Source organism: Mesorhizobium sp. ISC15 (genome assembly GCF_037162615.1).
Taxonomy (GTDB): Bacteria; Pseudomonadota; Alphaproteobacteria; order Rhizobiales; family Rhizobiaceae; genus Mesorhizobium; species Mesorhizobium mediterraneum.
The window spans coordinates 2095151-2110553 of sequence record NZ_JAVSPX010000001.1; the positions used below are offsets into that span (position 1 = coordinate 2095151).

The following is a 15403-nucleotide window of genomic DNA, read 5'->3' on the forward strand; positions in this document are numbered from 1 at the left end:
CGCGCTTGCGTCAATTGCCGGCATGATTAAGAGGTTTGTACCAGCAGGTTCCGCGGCAAGAACCTGCGGCAAACGATACGTTGCCCGGCCTTCGAGCGGAGCCAGACTTTGCGGCAGACAGGCATTCTTCCCGATCAGGATATTTCCGCGCTGTTCCAGTCGGGCGCGCTGACGTCGCTACGCGCGCTCGATGCCGACCAGATCCAGCCGGCCAGTCTCGACCTCAGGCTTGGCGACAAGGCCTGGCGGGTGCGCGCCTCCTTCCTGCCCGGCCCGAACCATAGGGTCGACGAAAAACTCGACCGCCTGAAGCTGCACGAAATCAATCTCGCCGACGGCGCGGTGCTGGAGACGGGCTGCGTCTATATCGTGCCGCTGCTGGAGAGCCTGGCGCTTCCGGCAAACATTTCGGCCTCGGCCAACCCGAAGAGCTCGACCGGACGGCTCGACATCTTCACCCGCGTGATGACCGATCGCGGCCACGAGTTCGACAAGATCGCTGCCGGTTACAACGGCCCGCTCTATCTGGAAGTCAGCCCGCGCACCTTTCCGATCGTCGTCCGCACCGGCTCGCGGCTGTCGCAGATCAGGTTCCGCACCGGCAATGCGCTTTTGTCTGAAAGCGAGCTCAACGACTTGCACCGCGCCGAGACGCTCGTCGCCACCGAGCCACCGAACATTTCCGGCGGCGGCATCGCGCTGTCGATCGATCTCGATGGCGATAAGGATGGCCTGGTCGGTTACCGCGGCAAGCACCACACCGGCCTGGTCGATGTCGACAAGCGCGCCGCACAGGATGTTGTCGACTTCTGGGAGCCGCTCTACAAGAGCGGTGCCGGCGAATTGGTGCTCGATCCGGACGAATTCTATATCCTCGTCAGCCAGGAGGCGGTGCATGTGCCGCCGCTCTACGCCGCCGAGATGACGCCCTTCGATCCGCTGGTCGGCGAATTCCGTGTCCACTATGCCGGTTTCTTCGATCCGGGCTTTGGCCATTCGGCGGCCGGCGGCACCGGCAGCAGGGCGGTGCTCGAAGTGCGCAGCCACGAAGTGCCGTTCATCCTCGACCACGGTCAGATCGTCGGACGGCTGGTCTACGAGCACATGCTGAAGCGGCCGCAGGCGCTCTACGGCACAGATCTCGGCTCGAACTATCAGGCACAGGGCCTGAAACTGTCCAAGCATTTCCGCGCCGCGCGCTGATCGCCCATCACGATCAGACCGCGCTTGCCTGAACCCTGCGCGTCGTGCTTGGCTGTGCCCAGCCGTCAGGGTGGCTCTGAACCAAGGGAACAAAAAAATGCAGATTTCAAGATGGATCGCATCGGCAGCAACAGCCGCCATGCTGGTGATATCAGCCGGGTCCTTTTCGGCGCAAGCACAGGAAAAATTGAAGATCGCCACCGAAGGCGCCTATCCGCCGTTCAACACCATCACCGCGGATGGCAAGCTCGTCGGCTTCGATATCGACATCGCCGAGGCGCTTTGCGCTCAGATGAAGGTCGAATGCGAACTTGTCACGCAGGACTGGGACGGCATGATTCCGGCGCTCCAGGCCAGAAAGTTCGACGCCATCGTCGCGTCCATGAGCATCACCGAAGAGCGCAAGAAGCAGGTCTCCTTCACCAACAAATACTATACGACGCCGCTTTCGCTGGTGGCCTTGAAAGACAGCGATATTGCCTCGACCGAACCCGCCGCACTCGCCGGCAAGACGGTCGGCGCCCAGGCTTCGACCACCCAGGCCGACTATGCCCAGGATGTCTATGGCAAGGCCGGTGCCGAGGCGAAGCTCTATCCGACCCAGGAGGAGGCGGTTACCGACCTGATGAACGGCCGCCTCGATGCCGTCCTTTCAGACAAGTTCGTGCTGATGGACTGGATGAAGAAGTCGAGCGACGGCTGCTGCAAGATGGTCGGCGACGTCAAGGGCACTGAGACGGAAGCGGGCATCGCCGTGCGCCAGGAAGACAATGCGCTGCGCGAAAAGCTCAACGCCGCGATCGATGCAATCGTCGCCGACGGCACCTACAAGAAGATCCAGGCCAAATATTTCGACTTCGATATTTACTGAGGTAGGAACTGCCAATCTCCCCCCTTGAGGGGGAGATGGCCGGCAGGCCAGAGGGGGTCGGTCCGGCCGGGCTCGGCTCTTTATCGCAGACGCAGGGGGCTGGCGCTCTACGCGAGACGACCCCCTCTGTCGCCTTCGGCGACATCTCCCCCTCAAGGGGGTGTTTGGACCGGGGACATCGCGAACAGGTGTGCGAGGACATCGCGAACAGTTTGGCGCGCTTTGCGCTGGGGGGTTCGAGATGCCATTCGAGGACACGAGCGTGCTGAAACGGAAGCTGGAGTTTGTGCGGCTGGCTGCGGCGGAAGGAGCGAATATGAGCGCGTTGTGCCGACGCTTCGGGATCGGCCGGACATGCGCTTACAAGTTGCTCGCGCGTTGGCGGGCTATTGGCGAGGCCGGGCTTTTGGAGCGTTCGCGCCGGCCGCAGTCGAGCCCGACGCGCAGCGCACACGAGATCGAGGCGGCAGCGCTTTCGGTGCGCACGACGCATCCGGCCTGGGGCGGGCGCAAGATCGCCCGGGTGCTGGCGCGCCAGGGGCTGGGCAATCCGGCCGCCTCGACGGTGACTGGCATCCTGCGCCGCAACGGCGTCGAGTTGGGTGCGCTGGGTGGCGGCGCCAAAGCGTTCATCCGCTTCGAGCACGCCGCTCCCAACGACCTGTGGCAGATGGACTTCAAGGGCCATGTGCCGTTGCGCGCCGGGCGGCTGCACCCGTTGACCGTGCTCGACGATCATTCGCGCTTCTCGCTGGTGCTGGAAGCTTGCCCCGACCAAACCACCGAAACTGTCAAAACCCGCCTGATCGCCGCCTTCCGGCGCTACGGCCTGCCGTGGCGCATCGCCACCGACAACGGCCCGCCCTGGGGCGACGGCGGCCGCAACAACTTCACCATGCTCGGCGTCTGGCTGATCGAGAACGGCATAACGATCGGCCATTCCAGACCCTGCCACCCACAGACGCTGGGCAAGGAGGAGCGCTTCCACCGCACGCTCAAGGCCGAGGCGCTGCAGGGGCCGCCCTTCGACAGCCTGCAGGCGGCACAGCGCGCCTTCGATGCCTGGCGTCACATCTACAACGCCGAGCGGCCGCACCAGGCCATTGCGGACGCTGTGCCGCTCGACCGCTATCGGGCTTCGGCGCGCGACTTCGCCGATGCCGTCCAGCCATTCGAATACGCGCCCGGCGACCAGGTCCGCAGAATCCAGCAGAAGGGCACAACTTCGCTGTTCGGACACGCCGTCAAGATCTGCAAGGCGTTTGCCGGCAAGGCCGTCGCCTTCCGCCCTACCGAAACCGACGGCGTCTTCGACGCCTACTTCCGTCATCAGAAAATCCAAACCATCGACCTCAACGCAAGCCAACGATAAGATGGGAAACTGTTCGCGATGTCCTCGCACACTTGTTCGCGATGTCCCCGGTCCAAACAGGGGGGGAGATCCCGCTAAAGCGCCTTCACCGACACCTTCACCGGCTGCTCGATTTCAAGCGGGTTGCGCAGCGGCAGGCCAAAATCCTTGGCCTCGATCTCGAACACGTCGCCGGCCTCGGTCCTGACGCCGTCGGCGAAGGACAGCGTCGCGGTGCCGAACATGTGCACATGAACGTCGCCCGGCTGGCGGAAAGCCGAATATTTGAAGTGGTGATGTTCGAGATTGGCGATGGTGTGCGACATGTTCGCCTCGCCTGACAGGAACGGCTTTTCCCACAGCAGCTTGCCGTCGCGGACAATGCGTGAGGAACCCCTGATGTCGGACGGCAGGTCGCCGATCAGGATCTCCGGCCCGAACGAGGCGTTGCGCAGCTTGGAATGCGCAAGGAAAAGATAGTTCACACGCTCGGTGACGTGGTCGGAAAACTCGTTTGACAGCGTGAAGCCGACGCGGAACGGGGCACCGTCGTCGCCGATGACATAAATGCCGGCGATTTCCGGCTCCTCGCCGGCATCCTGGGCGAAGGCGGGCGACAGAAGTGCCGCACCGGGCGCCACCGCCATGGTGCCGTTGCCCTTGTAGAACCATTCCGGCTGCACGCCCGTCTGGCCGTTGGTCGGCTTGCCGCCCTCCAACCCCATGCGGAACATCTTCATGGAATCGGTGAGCTGCTCTTCGCCGCCGGTGCTGAGCTTCTTGTGCATGGCATCGCGGGTCGCGGCGGAGCCGAGATGCGTCAGCCCGGTGCCGGTGAGATGAAGATGCGCCGGATCCGGATGGTTGATCGGCGACAACAGCCGTCCCTTCTTGTAGGCGGCATCGAGGTCGACCGCTTCACCGAACCCCTTGCGCTCGATGAGGGCGGCGAGCCCGGTGCCGGTGCGCGCGGCCTCCATCGCCAGCGAATAGACGCTGCGGGCGCCGTTGATGATCCTGGTCTTGCCGCCGTTGCGGGCAACAACGCGGATGGTCTCCGCGTCGTCGAGGATCTGGGAAATCAGCATGACGTATCCTCTCTCAGTTGCCTTGGCCGACTGCCGGTCCGGCAAGCTCTGCCTGGCGCAGCTCGGACGATGTCCGCGCCACGGGTGAAATTCTTCGTCCGGATTGCGCTCGCGTGCCAAGGGAGGCGCGCTTCAATCCTTGCTTCTGTGCACGGCGTTGCCCAAAACCGCTGCGCACCCCCGGATCAGGCCCGAGGACAGGCTTGGGCGACATGCATTCGTTTCCTCGCCCTCAAGCCTTGTTCTTGTTGTAGACGTCGAAGACCACGGCGCCGAGCAGCACCAGGCCTTTCACCACCTGTTGCCAATCGACATTGACGCCCATGATCGACATGCCGTTGTTCATCACGCCCATGATGAAGCCGCCGACCACCGCGCCAATAACCTGGCCGACGCCGCCCATCGCCGAAGCGCCGCCGATGAACACGGCGGCGATCACGTCGAGCTCGCTGCCGAGGCCCGCCGCCGGCACCGCCTGGCCAAGGCGCGCCGCAATGATCAGCCCGCCGAGCGCCGAGAGCACGCCCATATTGATGAACACCATCAGGGTCAGCCGCTCGGTCTTGATACCCGATAGCTGCGCCGCCTTGGCATTGCCGCCCATTGCGTAGATACGACGGCCGACCGTCATGCGTTTGGTGACGAAGACGAACAGCGCGATCAGCACGCCCATCACCACGAGAACGATTGGCAGACCTCTGTAGGTGGCGAATTGGTAGACCAGGAACAGCGTCAGGGCGCTGATCACCAGGGTCTTGACGACAAACAGCGGGAAGGGTTCGGCTTCATAGCCATGCCGCTCTCGGCTGCGCCGCGCCCTGAGCCCGAGATAGGCATAGGCGAGCACAGCGACGAGGCCGATCACGATCGTCGTCATGTGCAGCGTCAGCCCGCTGCCGACGATGGTCTTGCCAGCGGCGTTCACGACCGGCGGGATCAGCGTCAACGAGCCGATCACGTCCGGAATGAAGCCGGAACTTAGCGCCTTGAAGCCGACCGGAAGCGGCCCCACGGAAGACCCGCCACCCAGCAGCGCCTGGCAGATGCCGCGGAAGATCAGCATCCCCGCCAGGGTGACGATGAAGCTTGGTATTCGGTGATAGGCAATCCAGTAGCCTTGTGCCGCGCCGATTGCGCCACCGACGATCAGGCAGATGATCGACACCACCAGCGGATTGCTGAAAGGGCCGAGAGGCCAGATGACCATCATCATCGCTGCCAGCGCGCCGATGAAACCGGCGACGGAGCCGACGCTGAGATCGATATGGCCGGAGACGATCACCAGCAGCATGCCCAGCGCCATCACGATGATGAAGCTGTTCTGCTGCACCAGGTTACTCAGGTTCACCGGTTTGAACAGCGTTCCGGACGTCGTGAACTGGAAGAACACCATGATGAGGATCAGCGCCAGGATCAGGCCGTATTCGCGCAGGTTGGTGACCAGCGCCGAGACGGCAACGCGCGGCCCCTGCTGCACATCTTCGGCGACGCCGCTTTTCGGCACGGGAGCGCTTTCGGTGCTCATGATGCTTTTCCTTCTCCGCGAACGATGGCGCGCATGATCTTTTCCTGGCTGGCATCGCTCGCCGCCATTTCGCCGACGATACGCCCTTCGTTCATGACATAGATGCGGTCGGTGATGCCGAGCAGTTCGGGCATTTCCGACGAGATGACGATGATCGCCTTACCCTCCGAGGCGAGACGCGCGATGATCGTATAGATTTCATACTTGGCGCCAACGTCGATGCCGCGCGTCGGCTCGTCGAGGATCAGCACTTCCGGATTGGCGAACAGCCACTTCGACAGCACCACCTTCTGTTGATTGCCGCCCGACAGGTTGCCGGTCATCTGATAGACGCTGGACGAGCGGATGTTGGTCTTGGCCTTGTAGTCGTTGGCTACCGCAAGCTCGCGCATATCGTCGATCACACTATGGCGCGACACGCCGGGAAGATTGGCCAGCGTGATGTTGTGCTTGATATGATCGATTAGGTTGAGACCGTAGGTCTTGCGATCCTCGGTGACGTAAGCAATGCCATGTTCCACCGCCTTGCTGACAGAGGAGACATCGATGGGCTTGCCCTTGAGCAGCACTTCGCCCGTGATGCGGCGGCCATAGGAGCGGCCGAACAGGCTCATCGCGAATTCGGTGCGTCCAGCACCCATCAGCCCGGCGATACCCACCACCTCGCCCTTGCGGACGTTGATATCGATGCCCTTGATCACCTGCCGCTCGGCATGGATCGGGTGATAGACCGACCAGTTCTTCACCTCGAGCACGGTCTCGCCAATCTCTGGCTCTCGCGGCGGGAACCGGTCGTCCAGCGAACGGCCGACCATCGAGGTGATGATGCGGTCTTCCGAGATGTCTTTCTTGGGCAGCGTCTCGATGGTGCGCCCGTCGCGGATGATCGTGACCTTGTCGGCGACCCGATTGATCTCGTTGAGCTTGTGCGAGATCAGGATCGAGGTGATGCCTTGCCGCTTGAATTCGAGGAGCAGATCGAGCAGCGCCTGGCTGTCCTTTTCGCTGAGCGATGCCGTCGGCTCGTCGAGAATGAGCAGCTTCACTTCCTTGCTGAGCGCCTTGGCGATCTCGACCAGCTGCTGCTTGCCGACGCCGATATTGGTAATCAGCGTCTTTGGGTCTTCCTTGAGGCCTACCTTCTTGAGCAGAGCGCCGGTGCGCGTCTCGTTGGCGTTCCAGTCGATGATGCCGAAACTGGCCTGCTCGTTGCCGAGAAAGATGTTTTCGGCGATCGACAGCATCGGCACCAGCGCGAGTTCTTGGTGGATGATGACGATGCCGCGGCGCTCGCTGTCGTGGATGCCTTTGAAATGGCACTCATCGCCGCGATAGATGATTTCGCCGTCATAGGTGCCGGATGGGTACACGCCCGAAAGCACCTTCATCAGCGTCGATTTGCCGGCGCCGTTCTCGCCGACCACGGCATGGATCTCGCCTTCCTCAACGCTGAGGTTGACATTCGACAGCGCCTTGACGCCGGGAAACGTCTTGGTGATGTCACGCATCTCCAAAATCGTCGAGGTCATCAGGAATTAAGCTCCTCCGAGATCGGCAAACATACCGGCCTCGCTGGTTAACGAAAAGGGGCCCTGCGTTGCGCAGGACCCCAGACTTTGCAACTGCGGTTACTTCAGCTCTTCGGCCTTGATGTAGCCGGAGTCGACCACCAGGGCCTGGTAGTTCGACTTGTCGACCTCATGCGGCGTCAGCAGGATCGAGGGGACGACCTTGACGTCGTTGTTGTAGGTCGTGGTGTCGAGGCCTTCCGGCTTGCCGCCCGAGAGCACCTTGTCGACGAGCTCGACCGTCGCCTTGGCGAGTTCGCGGGTATCCTTGAACACGGTCGAGTACTGTTCGCCGGCGATGATCGCCTTGACCGAAGCGGTCTCGGCGTCCTGGCCGGTGACGATTGGCCAGGGCTGGTCGGCCGTGCCGTAACCAACGGCGCGCAGCGAGGCGATGATGCCGCGCGACAGGCCGTCATACGGCGAGAGCACGCCATCGACGCGGCTGCCATCCGAGTAGTTGGCGGAGAGCAGATTGTCCATGCGGGCCTGGGCGGTCGCTGCCAGCCAGCGCAGCGTGCCGACCTTGTCCATGCCCATCTGGCCGGACTTCACGACGAGGGTCTTGTCGTCGATCAGCGGCTGCAGCACCGACATGGCGCCGTTGTAGAAGAAGAAGGCGTTGTTGTCGTCCGGCGAACCGCCGAACAGCTCGACGTTGAACGGACCCTTGTTTTCGGGATAGCCGAGGCCCTTGAGCAGCGATTTGGCCTGGATGACGCCGACGCCGAAATTGTCGAAGGTGGTGTAGTAGTCGACATTCGCGGTCTTCTTGATCAGGCGGTCATAGGCGACGACGACGACGCCGGCGTCAGCCGCCTTCTGCAGCGCGTCCGACATCGTGGTGCCGTCGATTGAGGCGATGATCAGCGCCTTCGGGCCTTTGGTGATTTCGTTTTCCAGCTGGCTGAGCTGATTGGGGATATCGTCCTGCGCATATTGCAGGTCGACAGTGTAGCCCAGAGCCTCGAGCTGGGACTTGACGGCGTCGCCGTCGTTGATCCAGCGCTGCGAGGTCTTTGTGGGCATCAGCACGCCGACGAGGCCTTCGCCTGCCTGCGCCGGGACCGTCATGGCCGCGATGCCAAGGGCCGCGACGGCGGCCAGTGTCTTGATGATCTTCACATTAACTCTCCCTGTTTGATGGACGCGCACCCTGGGTTTCGTGGGCCGCGCGATCGTGCAGGAGCGCCAAACGCGCCGCTGCCGTCATATCGATCTCCGGTATCCTCCCAATCGGCCCTGAGACTCTGGTTCCAGTCGATGCGATTTTTCTCGCTGGCGACGGTCAAGCTTCAGGACGCGCAAAGGGTGTGGCTCTTTGCCATAACTGTCAAATGCGATCTTTGATGGTTGCTATACCGAAACTGATATATTGAAAGCCGACGAAGACCTGGCCGGATTGCCGGTGGCCACGAGCGGGACAGAAAAAGACGATGGCGGCGCTGCGGAATCCTGATGGACTTTCAGCCGGTTACGAAGAACCCCCCGGCGACGGAGAGATCCTGCTGCGCAGCGGCCTCAGCCTGCGCCACATGCGCATGATCGCAGCCCTTGACGACCATGGCCGGGTCAGCGCGGCAGCCCAGGTCATGAACATTTCGCAGCCCGCCGCCTCACGGATGATCGCCGAGATGGAGGCAGTGCTCGACGTCAAGCTGTGCGAAAGGCTACCGCGCGGCATCACGCTGACGCCCTATGGCAAGGCATTGGCGAGGCGCGCGCGCTCGATCCTGCTCGAGATGCGTGAGGTCGACCGCGAGATATCCGAGCTCAAGGCGGGCAAGGGCGGCTCGGTGTTCCTGGGCGCGGTGACGGCCCCTGCGATCGAGCTCGCCGTGCCGGCGATCCGCGAAATCCGGCGCATCTATCCGCGTATCGAGATCACCATGCAGGTCGAGACCTCCAATGTGCTGGCGCGCGAGCTGATCGCCACGCGTCACGATTTCATCATCGCGCGCATCCCCGACGACCTCAATCCACGGCTGTTCGAGGCCCGCGTCATCGGTGTTGAAAAAGCCTGCCTGATCGTGCGCCGCGGCCACCCGCTCGCCAAGGGCAAGGCGGTGCGGCTGGAGGAGACCGCTGCCTACGACTGGGTTTTCCAGTCGGGCGGCTCGCCACTGCGCCAAGCGATGGAAAGCAATTTCCTGAACCGCAACATCGCGCTGCCGGACCGCATCCTCAACACCAGCTCGCTGCTGCTCACCCTGGTCATGGTCGCGCAGTCGGACGCCATCGCGCCGGTGTCGATTCAGGTGGCGAAATTCATCCAGAACCCCGAGGGGCTGGCCGGCGCCATCGACGTCGTTCAGACCGAATTCGACATCGAGGTCAGGCCCTACAGCCTGATCACCGTGAAAAACCGCGTGCTGTCGCCCGCCGCCAAGATGCTGCACGACTTCATTTTGAGGGAGGTGGGTTGAGAGAGAGGTGGGCTGACGGCTGGAGCGGGTAGCGGGAATCGAACCCGCGCGTTCAGCTTGGGAAGCTGACAAGCTACCATTACATCATACCCGCGCAGCAGCCTCGTTACCACGCAATCCGGCGTTCGGGCAATCGTTAAGCGCGCATTCGAGCTTTGCCCGCCGCCCGCCGCTACTTCGTCGTGGCAAGGGCATCGTCTACCGCAAACACCGGCCAGTATTTCGCAATGGCCCGCGTGGCCCCTATCGAGGAGAAATGGCCATAGTCGAAATAGAGAAACTGGCCTGCGTCGGCGTAGGAGCAGCGTCCTGCGCTACAGAGGAATTCGAGCGGATCGATGAAGGTGGCGCCTTTGGTAAATGAGCGCACGCGGTTGTTGATGTCGGGATCCATGGCCATCGGCCAGGACGTATCACTGAGATTTCCGCGCTTTGCGAAGAATGCGATTTTCCGAACGTCGGTTATGAACTGCGGAGACTGGCCGATGACAAACACGCGCACACCCAGGCCATGAAGCGTATCGATCGTTTGCTGGAGACCGTCGAAACTCCTGGCCTCATAGTCGGTCCACCGGCCGCTGAGTACAACCGTCTTAATGCCGGCGTTCTGGATGACTTTCAGGGCCTGCTGATTGAACCGCATGCAATCCGGGCGTGCGTAGGAGAAGTAAGAGAGGATTGGTGGACAGCCTGCGTATGTATATTCGACGACGTTGGCCTGAAGCTGATTTATGTTGGCCTCCAGGCCCGAAACATAGTGGGCGGCAAACGAGTCGCCCCACAACAAAACGGTTGTAGGGAAGCCGCGAGTGCGTGTGCAGTCCTTGATGTTCCAGCTTTCGATCCGGCTGGAGCCCTCGTTGAAACAGGTGCCCTTGAGCCAGTCCCCGACAGGGATCCGCTGTTGGGCATAGTCCGGAAACCGTTGCGGAAAACCGTTGCCGAGCGCCCCGGTCGCCCCGCCAACGCAAAGAAGAGCGATCGCGCCGGCTGAAAAGGCGAAGATGGGCATCGGGGCGGTGAAGCTCCTTTTCTGCCGAAACGGCTGCTCGATATACTTCCAGGAGAATGCAGCCAATGCGAAGCTTGCAACCGTCATCGCAACGGTCATCGACGCGTCGAGTTTTTGCAATGAAAGATAGTGCGCGAACGCATTGATCGGCCAGTGAACAAGATACAGCGAATACGAGATGAGACCGATCCAGACCAGCGGTCGGACTTCGAGTATGCGGCTAGCGATCGTCGAGGGGCTATTTTGGCCGACATAGATGAGGAGGGCCGTTCCGAGGCACGGATAGAAAGCGTTGTAGCCCGGGAACGGGTCGCTCTCCGAAATCGCGAAGAACCCGATGGCGAGAAGGCCAAATCCGGCCAGCCCCACCAGTTCCATAAGGAATCGATTGCTCAAGGGCGGGGGCCGTTTCAGCATGAGCACGGCGCCCAGCATGAGTTCCCAGACCCGTGTCGGCAGCAGGTAGAATCCCGCGCTTGGCGCCAGCCATGTCGCCATCACCGCCAGCAAGAAGCTGCCGAGAATGATCGGCAGGAGTGCTGTCAGCCAGCGCTTCGCAAAATAGCGATAGATCAGGAACATCAGGATTGGGGCAAAGATATAGTACTGCTCCTCGACCGAAAGCGACCACGTATGCAGCAGCGGTCGGAGCTCGGCATCGATGGAGAAGTAATTTGACGTTTTCCAAAAATAGACGTTCGACCAGAAAGTCGAGGCCGCTATGACGCTGAGACTGAATTCATGCAGATCTGACGGCAGAAGAATGAACAATGCCGCAATACAGGTGAGAAGCGTGACAAAGATCAGAGCCGGCAGAATGCGCCGGGCACGGCGCCAGTAGAAGCTGACGATCGAAAATTGGCCGCGTTCAAGGTCGTCCAGAAGACTTCCGGTGATCAGGTAGCCGGATATGACGAAGAAGATATCGACGCCGGTAAAGCCGCCTGGAATTGCCGAGATTCCGAAATGGAAGAGTACAACCGGCAGCACCGCAACAGCCCTAAGGCCATCGATATCGCGCCTGTACTTCATTCAAGAAGCCCTGTGTTCGCAGGTCACGGCGAGACGGCGCAGTCCGTCCATAGTCGGGCGATGAGTCTGGCAGATCAATATCAACGGATTACCCTCTGTCCTCCAATTTTGCTGCGCTGCAACATAGGTGTCAAGGTCGGCGAGCAGACAATCCGCAAACCGCCGTGCGGAGCAACTGGATTCAGCGACCACCTTGATGCCAGCGCGGCAAGTGCGTATTTCTGAACCTGTACCCGAATCGGGTTAACCGAATCTGGAGACACGCCTTGTCCGCACTGACGCGCTTTCTCGGCGATACGCCGCTCCGGGTGCTTCTGAAGCTGCTGGTGGTATCGTTCCTCGTCGGCCTTGTCATGAACGCTTTCGGCTGGTCGCCGGTGGATGTGCTCTACGGCATCCGGAATTTCTTCGTCGATCTCTGGAATCTGGGCTTCCGCGCCATTGACCGTTTCCTCGGCTACATCCTGCTGGGCGCGGCGATCGTCATTCCGGCCTTCCTCCTGCTCAGGATCGCCAACTACCGGAAATAGGTATGGCCCCGAACCTGCGGTTCGGCAAGGATCATGCTCAACGTCAGGCATGATCCTGAAAAGTGGAAACCGGTTTTCGGAAAAGGTCATGCCCAAATGATGGGGCCATCACGCGAAGCCTGATGCCACTTCGAACAGGATGGCATGGCGCGCGGCAAGCGCCGCCACGTCAGTCGAATAGCCGCCGCCGATAACGCCGCAGACCGGGATGCGGAGCGCGCGGAAATGACGGATCACCATGTCGTCACGGGCGCGCAACCCCTCGTTCGACAGCGATAACCTGCCAAGCCGGTCATGGGCATGGACGTCGACCCCGGCATTGTAGAAAACGATGTCCCAGGGCGCCCTGGCGGTGAGTTCCGGCAGAATGCCGCCCAACCTTTCGAGATAGGCCGCATCGCCGGTGCCGTCGGGCAGGGCGACGTCGAGGTCGGAAGCGATCTTGCGCGCCGGATAGTTACGGTCGCCATGCATGGAAAAGGTGAACACGCGCCGTTCATCGCCCAGAATGTCCGCCGTGCCGTCGCCCTGATGGACGTCGAGATCGACGATCAGGATGTTGCGGGCGGCAGCTTCGGCAAGCAGCACCAGCGAAGCCACGGCAACATCGTTGAAGGTGCAGAAGCCGGCGCCTTGCGCGCGCCGCGCATGATGGCTGCCGCCGGCGGTGTTGCAGGCGATGCCGTTCAGCAACGCCAGCCGCGCCGCCAGCACCGTGCCGCCCGTTGCGAGCTGCGCCCTGAGCGAGACCCGCGGACCCACCGGAAAGCCGATCTCGCGCTCGATCTTTTCAGGCACTTCGCAGGCCAGCACCTGATCGACATACGAGGCGGCATGAGCAAGCTTCAGCCATGATGCCGGCGCCGGCCTAGGCATGCTGAGCGCCTCGGGCCCGGCAAGTCCGCGCGCGCTCAGGGCTTCCATCAGCAATGGGTATTTGCTCATCGGGAAGCGATGGTTGACGGCAAAACCGGCGTCGTAGTCGGGATGATGAACGATCTGCAGTGGCATGAGCGCTCGGTGCGCCAGAAGCGGGTTTCGGTTGACCATGACGCGATGAAAGATTGCGCGGCGTCGGGAAACTGGGGCACATCGGCCATTCGAGCAAGTCGCAATGAGGATCGGGTCCTGGATCAGCTGTCAGCAACGGCCAACAGCCGGCCCTTCATCGTCACCAACCGCTCGGTGCTCGCCATCGCAGTGCCGATGACGCTGGCCTATCTGACGACGCCGCTGCTCGGCATCGTCGACACCGCGGTGATCGGGCAGTTCGGCGACGCTGCTCTTCTCGGTGGCCTGGCGGCGGGTGCCCTGGTTTTCGACGTCGTCTTCACCTCCTTCAATTTCCTGCGCTCCGGCACCACGGGCCTCGTCGCCCAGGCTCTCGGCCGTGGCGACGAACTGGAGGAACAGGCGGTGTTCTGGCGTGCCGTGCTGATCGCGGTCGTTGCCGGCATCGTGCTTGCCGCCCTTGCGCCACTGTTCGCCACCGCCGGACAGTGGTTCATGGATGCCGAGCCGCGCGTCAGCGAAGCGATGGCCGTCTATATCCGCATCAGGCTGCTCGCGGCACCGTTCTCGCTGATCAACTACGCCATCCTCGGCTATGTGCTGGGGCGCGGCGAGGGCGGGCTGGGACTGATGCTGCAATTGGTGCTGAACGGCATCAACATCGCGCTCTGCATCCTGCTGGGGCTGGAGCTCGGCTGGGGCGTCGCCGGCGTCGCCTGGGCGACCGTCACCGGTGAGTTCGTCGCCATGCTGCTTGGCCTGGCGATCGTCATCAAGCGTTTCTCGGCAGCACCCCGCCTGCCGCGCCATCGCGTCGTCGATCTGTCGGCATTCTTGCGCATGATGTCGCTCAATCGCGACATCATGATCCGGTCGTTCTCGCTGCTCGCCGCCTTCGCGCTGTTCACCCGCCAGGGCGCACAATTCGGCACGGTGACACTGGCCGCCAACGCCGTGCTGATGAACTTCTTCCTTATCGCCGGCTATTTCCTCGACGGTTTCGCCACGGCAGCCGAACAGCTCGCCGGACGGGCCGTCGGCGCGCACGCCGCCATGCAATTCCGGCAGGCGGTGCGGCTGACCCTGTTCTGGGGCTTCGGGCTGGCGGCCACGGCGACGCTTGTCCTTTTGCTGAGCGGTACCGATCTGATCGCCCTGATCACGACGTCACAAGATGTTCGCGCCGTTGCCGACATCTATTTGCCTTGGGCGGCATTCACCGCGCTCAGCGGCGTGCTGGCGTTTCAGATGGATGGGGTCTTCATCGGTGCGACCTGGTCGCGCGATATGCGCAACATGATGCTCTTGTCGTTCCTCGTCTTCAGCGCCGCCCTGCTCATCCTGGCGCCGGCCTTTGGCAATCACGGCCTGTGGGCGGCGCTGCATGTCTTCCTGCTGGTGCGCGGCTTCAGCCTGCTTGCCATTTTGCGCTTGCGGCTGCGGACGGCGTTTTAGGCAGTGTCCTAGGTCAACTTTCGCGCAGGGTGGAAAGCGATCCTATTTTCCATAAGTTCTGGCGTCAGCGGATCGCTTGCACTTCCAGTCGATTTCGTTACGTTTTTTCGGCAGCTTGATGCAGCAATTGTTCTGGGGGAAGCTGGTGCGAAGTTACCTGCCATATGTCTTAGGCGCAGCGCTGGGGCTGCTCGCTGCGTTCATTCTTTCCGCAATTTTTGGCGTCGGCGGAACTGCCCAGTTGCTTCTTTTTGGGTTGTTGCCTGCTATCGGCGGCGCCACCTGCGAGCGGATCGTCAGTCGCAATTGACCCTGGACGAATGAGCCAAAG

At 61.9% G+C, this 15403-nt stretch carries 14 protein-coding genes and 1 tRNA gene; 8 read left to right on the plus strand and 7 right to left on the minus strand.

Annotation, left to right across the window (positions count from 1 at the left end; genetic code table 11):
* The first annotated feature begins 108 nt into the window (after positions 1-108).
* The 3 genes from RPG13_RS10225 (at position 109) to RPG13_RS10235 (ending at position 3446) form a co-directional block, all read left to right on the plus strand.
* Complete coding sequence (locus tag RPG13_RS10225; protein ID WP_292218797.1) at positions 109-1203, plus strand: 2'-deoxycytidine 5'-triphosphate deaminase; 1095 nt, start codon at positions 109-111, stop codon at positions 1201-1203.
* A 97-nt stretch (positions 1204-1300) separates the two neighbouring features.
* Complete coding sequence (locus tag RPG13_RS10230) at positions 1301-2074, plus strand: ABC transporter substrate-binding protein (protein WP_095488005.1); 774 nt, start codon at positions 1301-1303, stop codon at positions 2072-2074.
* 241 nt (positions 2075-2315) lie between these two features.
* Positions 2316-3446, plus strand: a complete 1131-nt coding sequence (locus RPG13_RS10235; protein ID WP_126104210.1) for an IS481 family transposase — start codon at positions 2316-2318, stop codon at positions 3444-3446.
* A gap of 74 nt (positions 3447-3520) precedes the next feature.
* Here RPG13_RS10235 and araD1 read toward each other — a convergent pair whose 3' ends face one another.
* From araD1 to chvE, 4 genes are all read right to left on the minus strand, one after another.
* Positions 3521-4513: an AraD1 family protein gene (gene araD1 / locus RPG13_RS10240; protein WP_095488007.1), complete on the minus strand. Its 993-nt coding sequence runs from the start codon at positions 4511-4513 to the stop codon at positions 3521-3523.
* Positions 4514-4745: 232 nt separating this feature from the next.
* Positions 4746-6038: a multiple monosaccharide ABC transporter permease gene (mmsB, locus tag RPG13_RS10245; protein ID WP_095488009.1), complete on the minus strand. Its 1293-nt coding sequence runs from the start codon at positions 6036-6038 to the stop codon at positions 4746-4748.
* Positions 6035-7567 (minus strand): multiple monosaccharide ABC transporter ATP-binding protein, encoded by a 1533-nt coding sequence (mmsA, locus tag RPG13_RS10250; protein ID WP_337124977.1) that lies wholly within the window; start codon positions 7565-7567, stop codon positions 6035-6037. Before mmsA ends, mmsB begins: the two co-directional genes overlap by 4 nt.
* A gap of 99 nt (positions 7568-7666) precedes the next feature.
* Entirely contained in the window at positions 7667-8731 is a 1065-nt protein-coding gene (gene chvE, locus RPG13_RS10255) for a multiple monosaccharide ABC transporter substrate-binding protein (protein ID WP_095488013.1), read from the minus strand.
* 311 nt (positions 8732-9042) lie between these two features.
* On the opposite strand from chvE, the gene RPG13_RS10260 reads away from it, so the two are divergent.
* Positions 9043-10032 carry a LysR family transcriptional regulator gene (locus RPG13_RS10260; protein ID WP_095488015.1) on the plus strand — a complete coding sequence of 330 codons (990 nt, stop codon included), beginning with the start codon at positions 9043-9045 and terminating at the stop codon, positions 10030-10032.
* 20 nt (positions 10033-10052) lie between these two features.
* Here the strand turns inward: RPG13_RS10260 and RPG13_RS10265 are convergent.
* Both RPG13_RS10265 and RPG13_RS10270 read right to left on the minus strand, forming a co-directional pair.
* Positions 10053-10126 (minus strand) — tRNA-Gly (locus RPG13_RS10265).
* A gap of 78 nt (positions 10127-10204) precedes the next feature.
* Positions 10205-12004 (minus strand): acyltransferase family protein, encoded by a 1800-nt coding sequence (locus RPG13_RS10270; RefSeq protein WP_337127003.1) that lies wholly within the window; start codon positions 12002-12004, stop codon positions 10205-10207.
* Between RPG13_RS10270 and RPG13_RS10275 the strand changes: the two genes are divergently transcribed.
* Both RPG13_RS10275 and RPG13_RS10280 read left to right on the plus strand, forming a co-directional pair.
* Positions 11903-12301 (plus strand): hypothetical protein, encoded by a 399-nt coding sequence (locus RPG13_RS10275; protein ID WP_245461341.1) that lies wholly within the window; start codon positions 11903-11905, stop codon positions 12299-12301. The two genes, RPG13_RS10270 and RPG13_RS10275, sit on opposite strands and share 102 nt — an antisense overlap.
* A 41-nt stretch (positions 12302-12342) precedes the next feature.
* Complete coding sequence (locus RPG13_RS10280) at positions 12343-12606, plus strand: DUF6460 domain-containing protein (protein ID WP_095488019.1); 264 nt, start codon at positions 12343-12345, stop codon at positions 12604-12606.
* 108 nt (positions 12607-12714) lie between these two features.
* Here the strand turns inward: RPG13_RS10280 and RPG13_RS10285 are convergent, their stop codons facing one another.
* On the minus strand, positions 12715-13617 hold the full coding sequence (locus RPG13_RS10285; protein ID WP_337124978.1) for a histone deacetylase family protein: 903 nt from the start codon (positions 13615-13617) through the stop codon (positions 12715-12717).
* Positions 13618-13743: 126 nt separating this feature from the next.
* On the opposite strand from RPG13_RS10285, the gene RPG13_RS10290 reads away from it, so the two are divergent.
* Both RPG13_RS10290 and RPG13_RS10295 read left to right on the plus strand, forming a co-directional pair.
* Positions 13744-15072 carry an MATE family efflux transporter gene (locus tag RPG13_RS10290; protein ID WP_442921386.1) on the plus strand — a complete coding sequence of 443 codons (1329 nt, stop codon included), beginning with the start codon at positions 13744-13746 and terminating at the stop codon, positions 15070-15072.
* A gap of 118 nt (positions 15073-15190) precedes the next feature.
* Positions 15191-15382 (plus strand): hypothetical protein, encoded by a 192-nt coding sequence (locus RPG13_RS10295; RefSeq protein ID WP_337127099.1) that lies wholly within the window; start codon positions 15191-15193, stop codon positions 15380-15382.
* Positions 15383-15403: the final 21 nt, after the last annotated feature.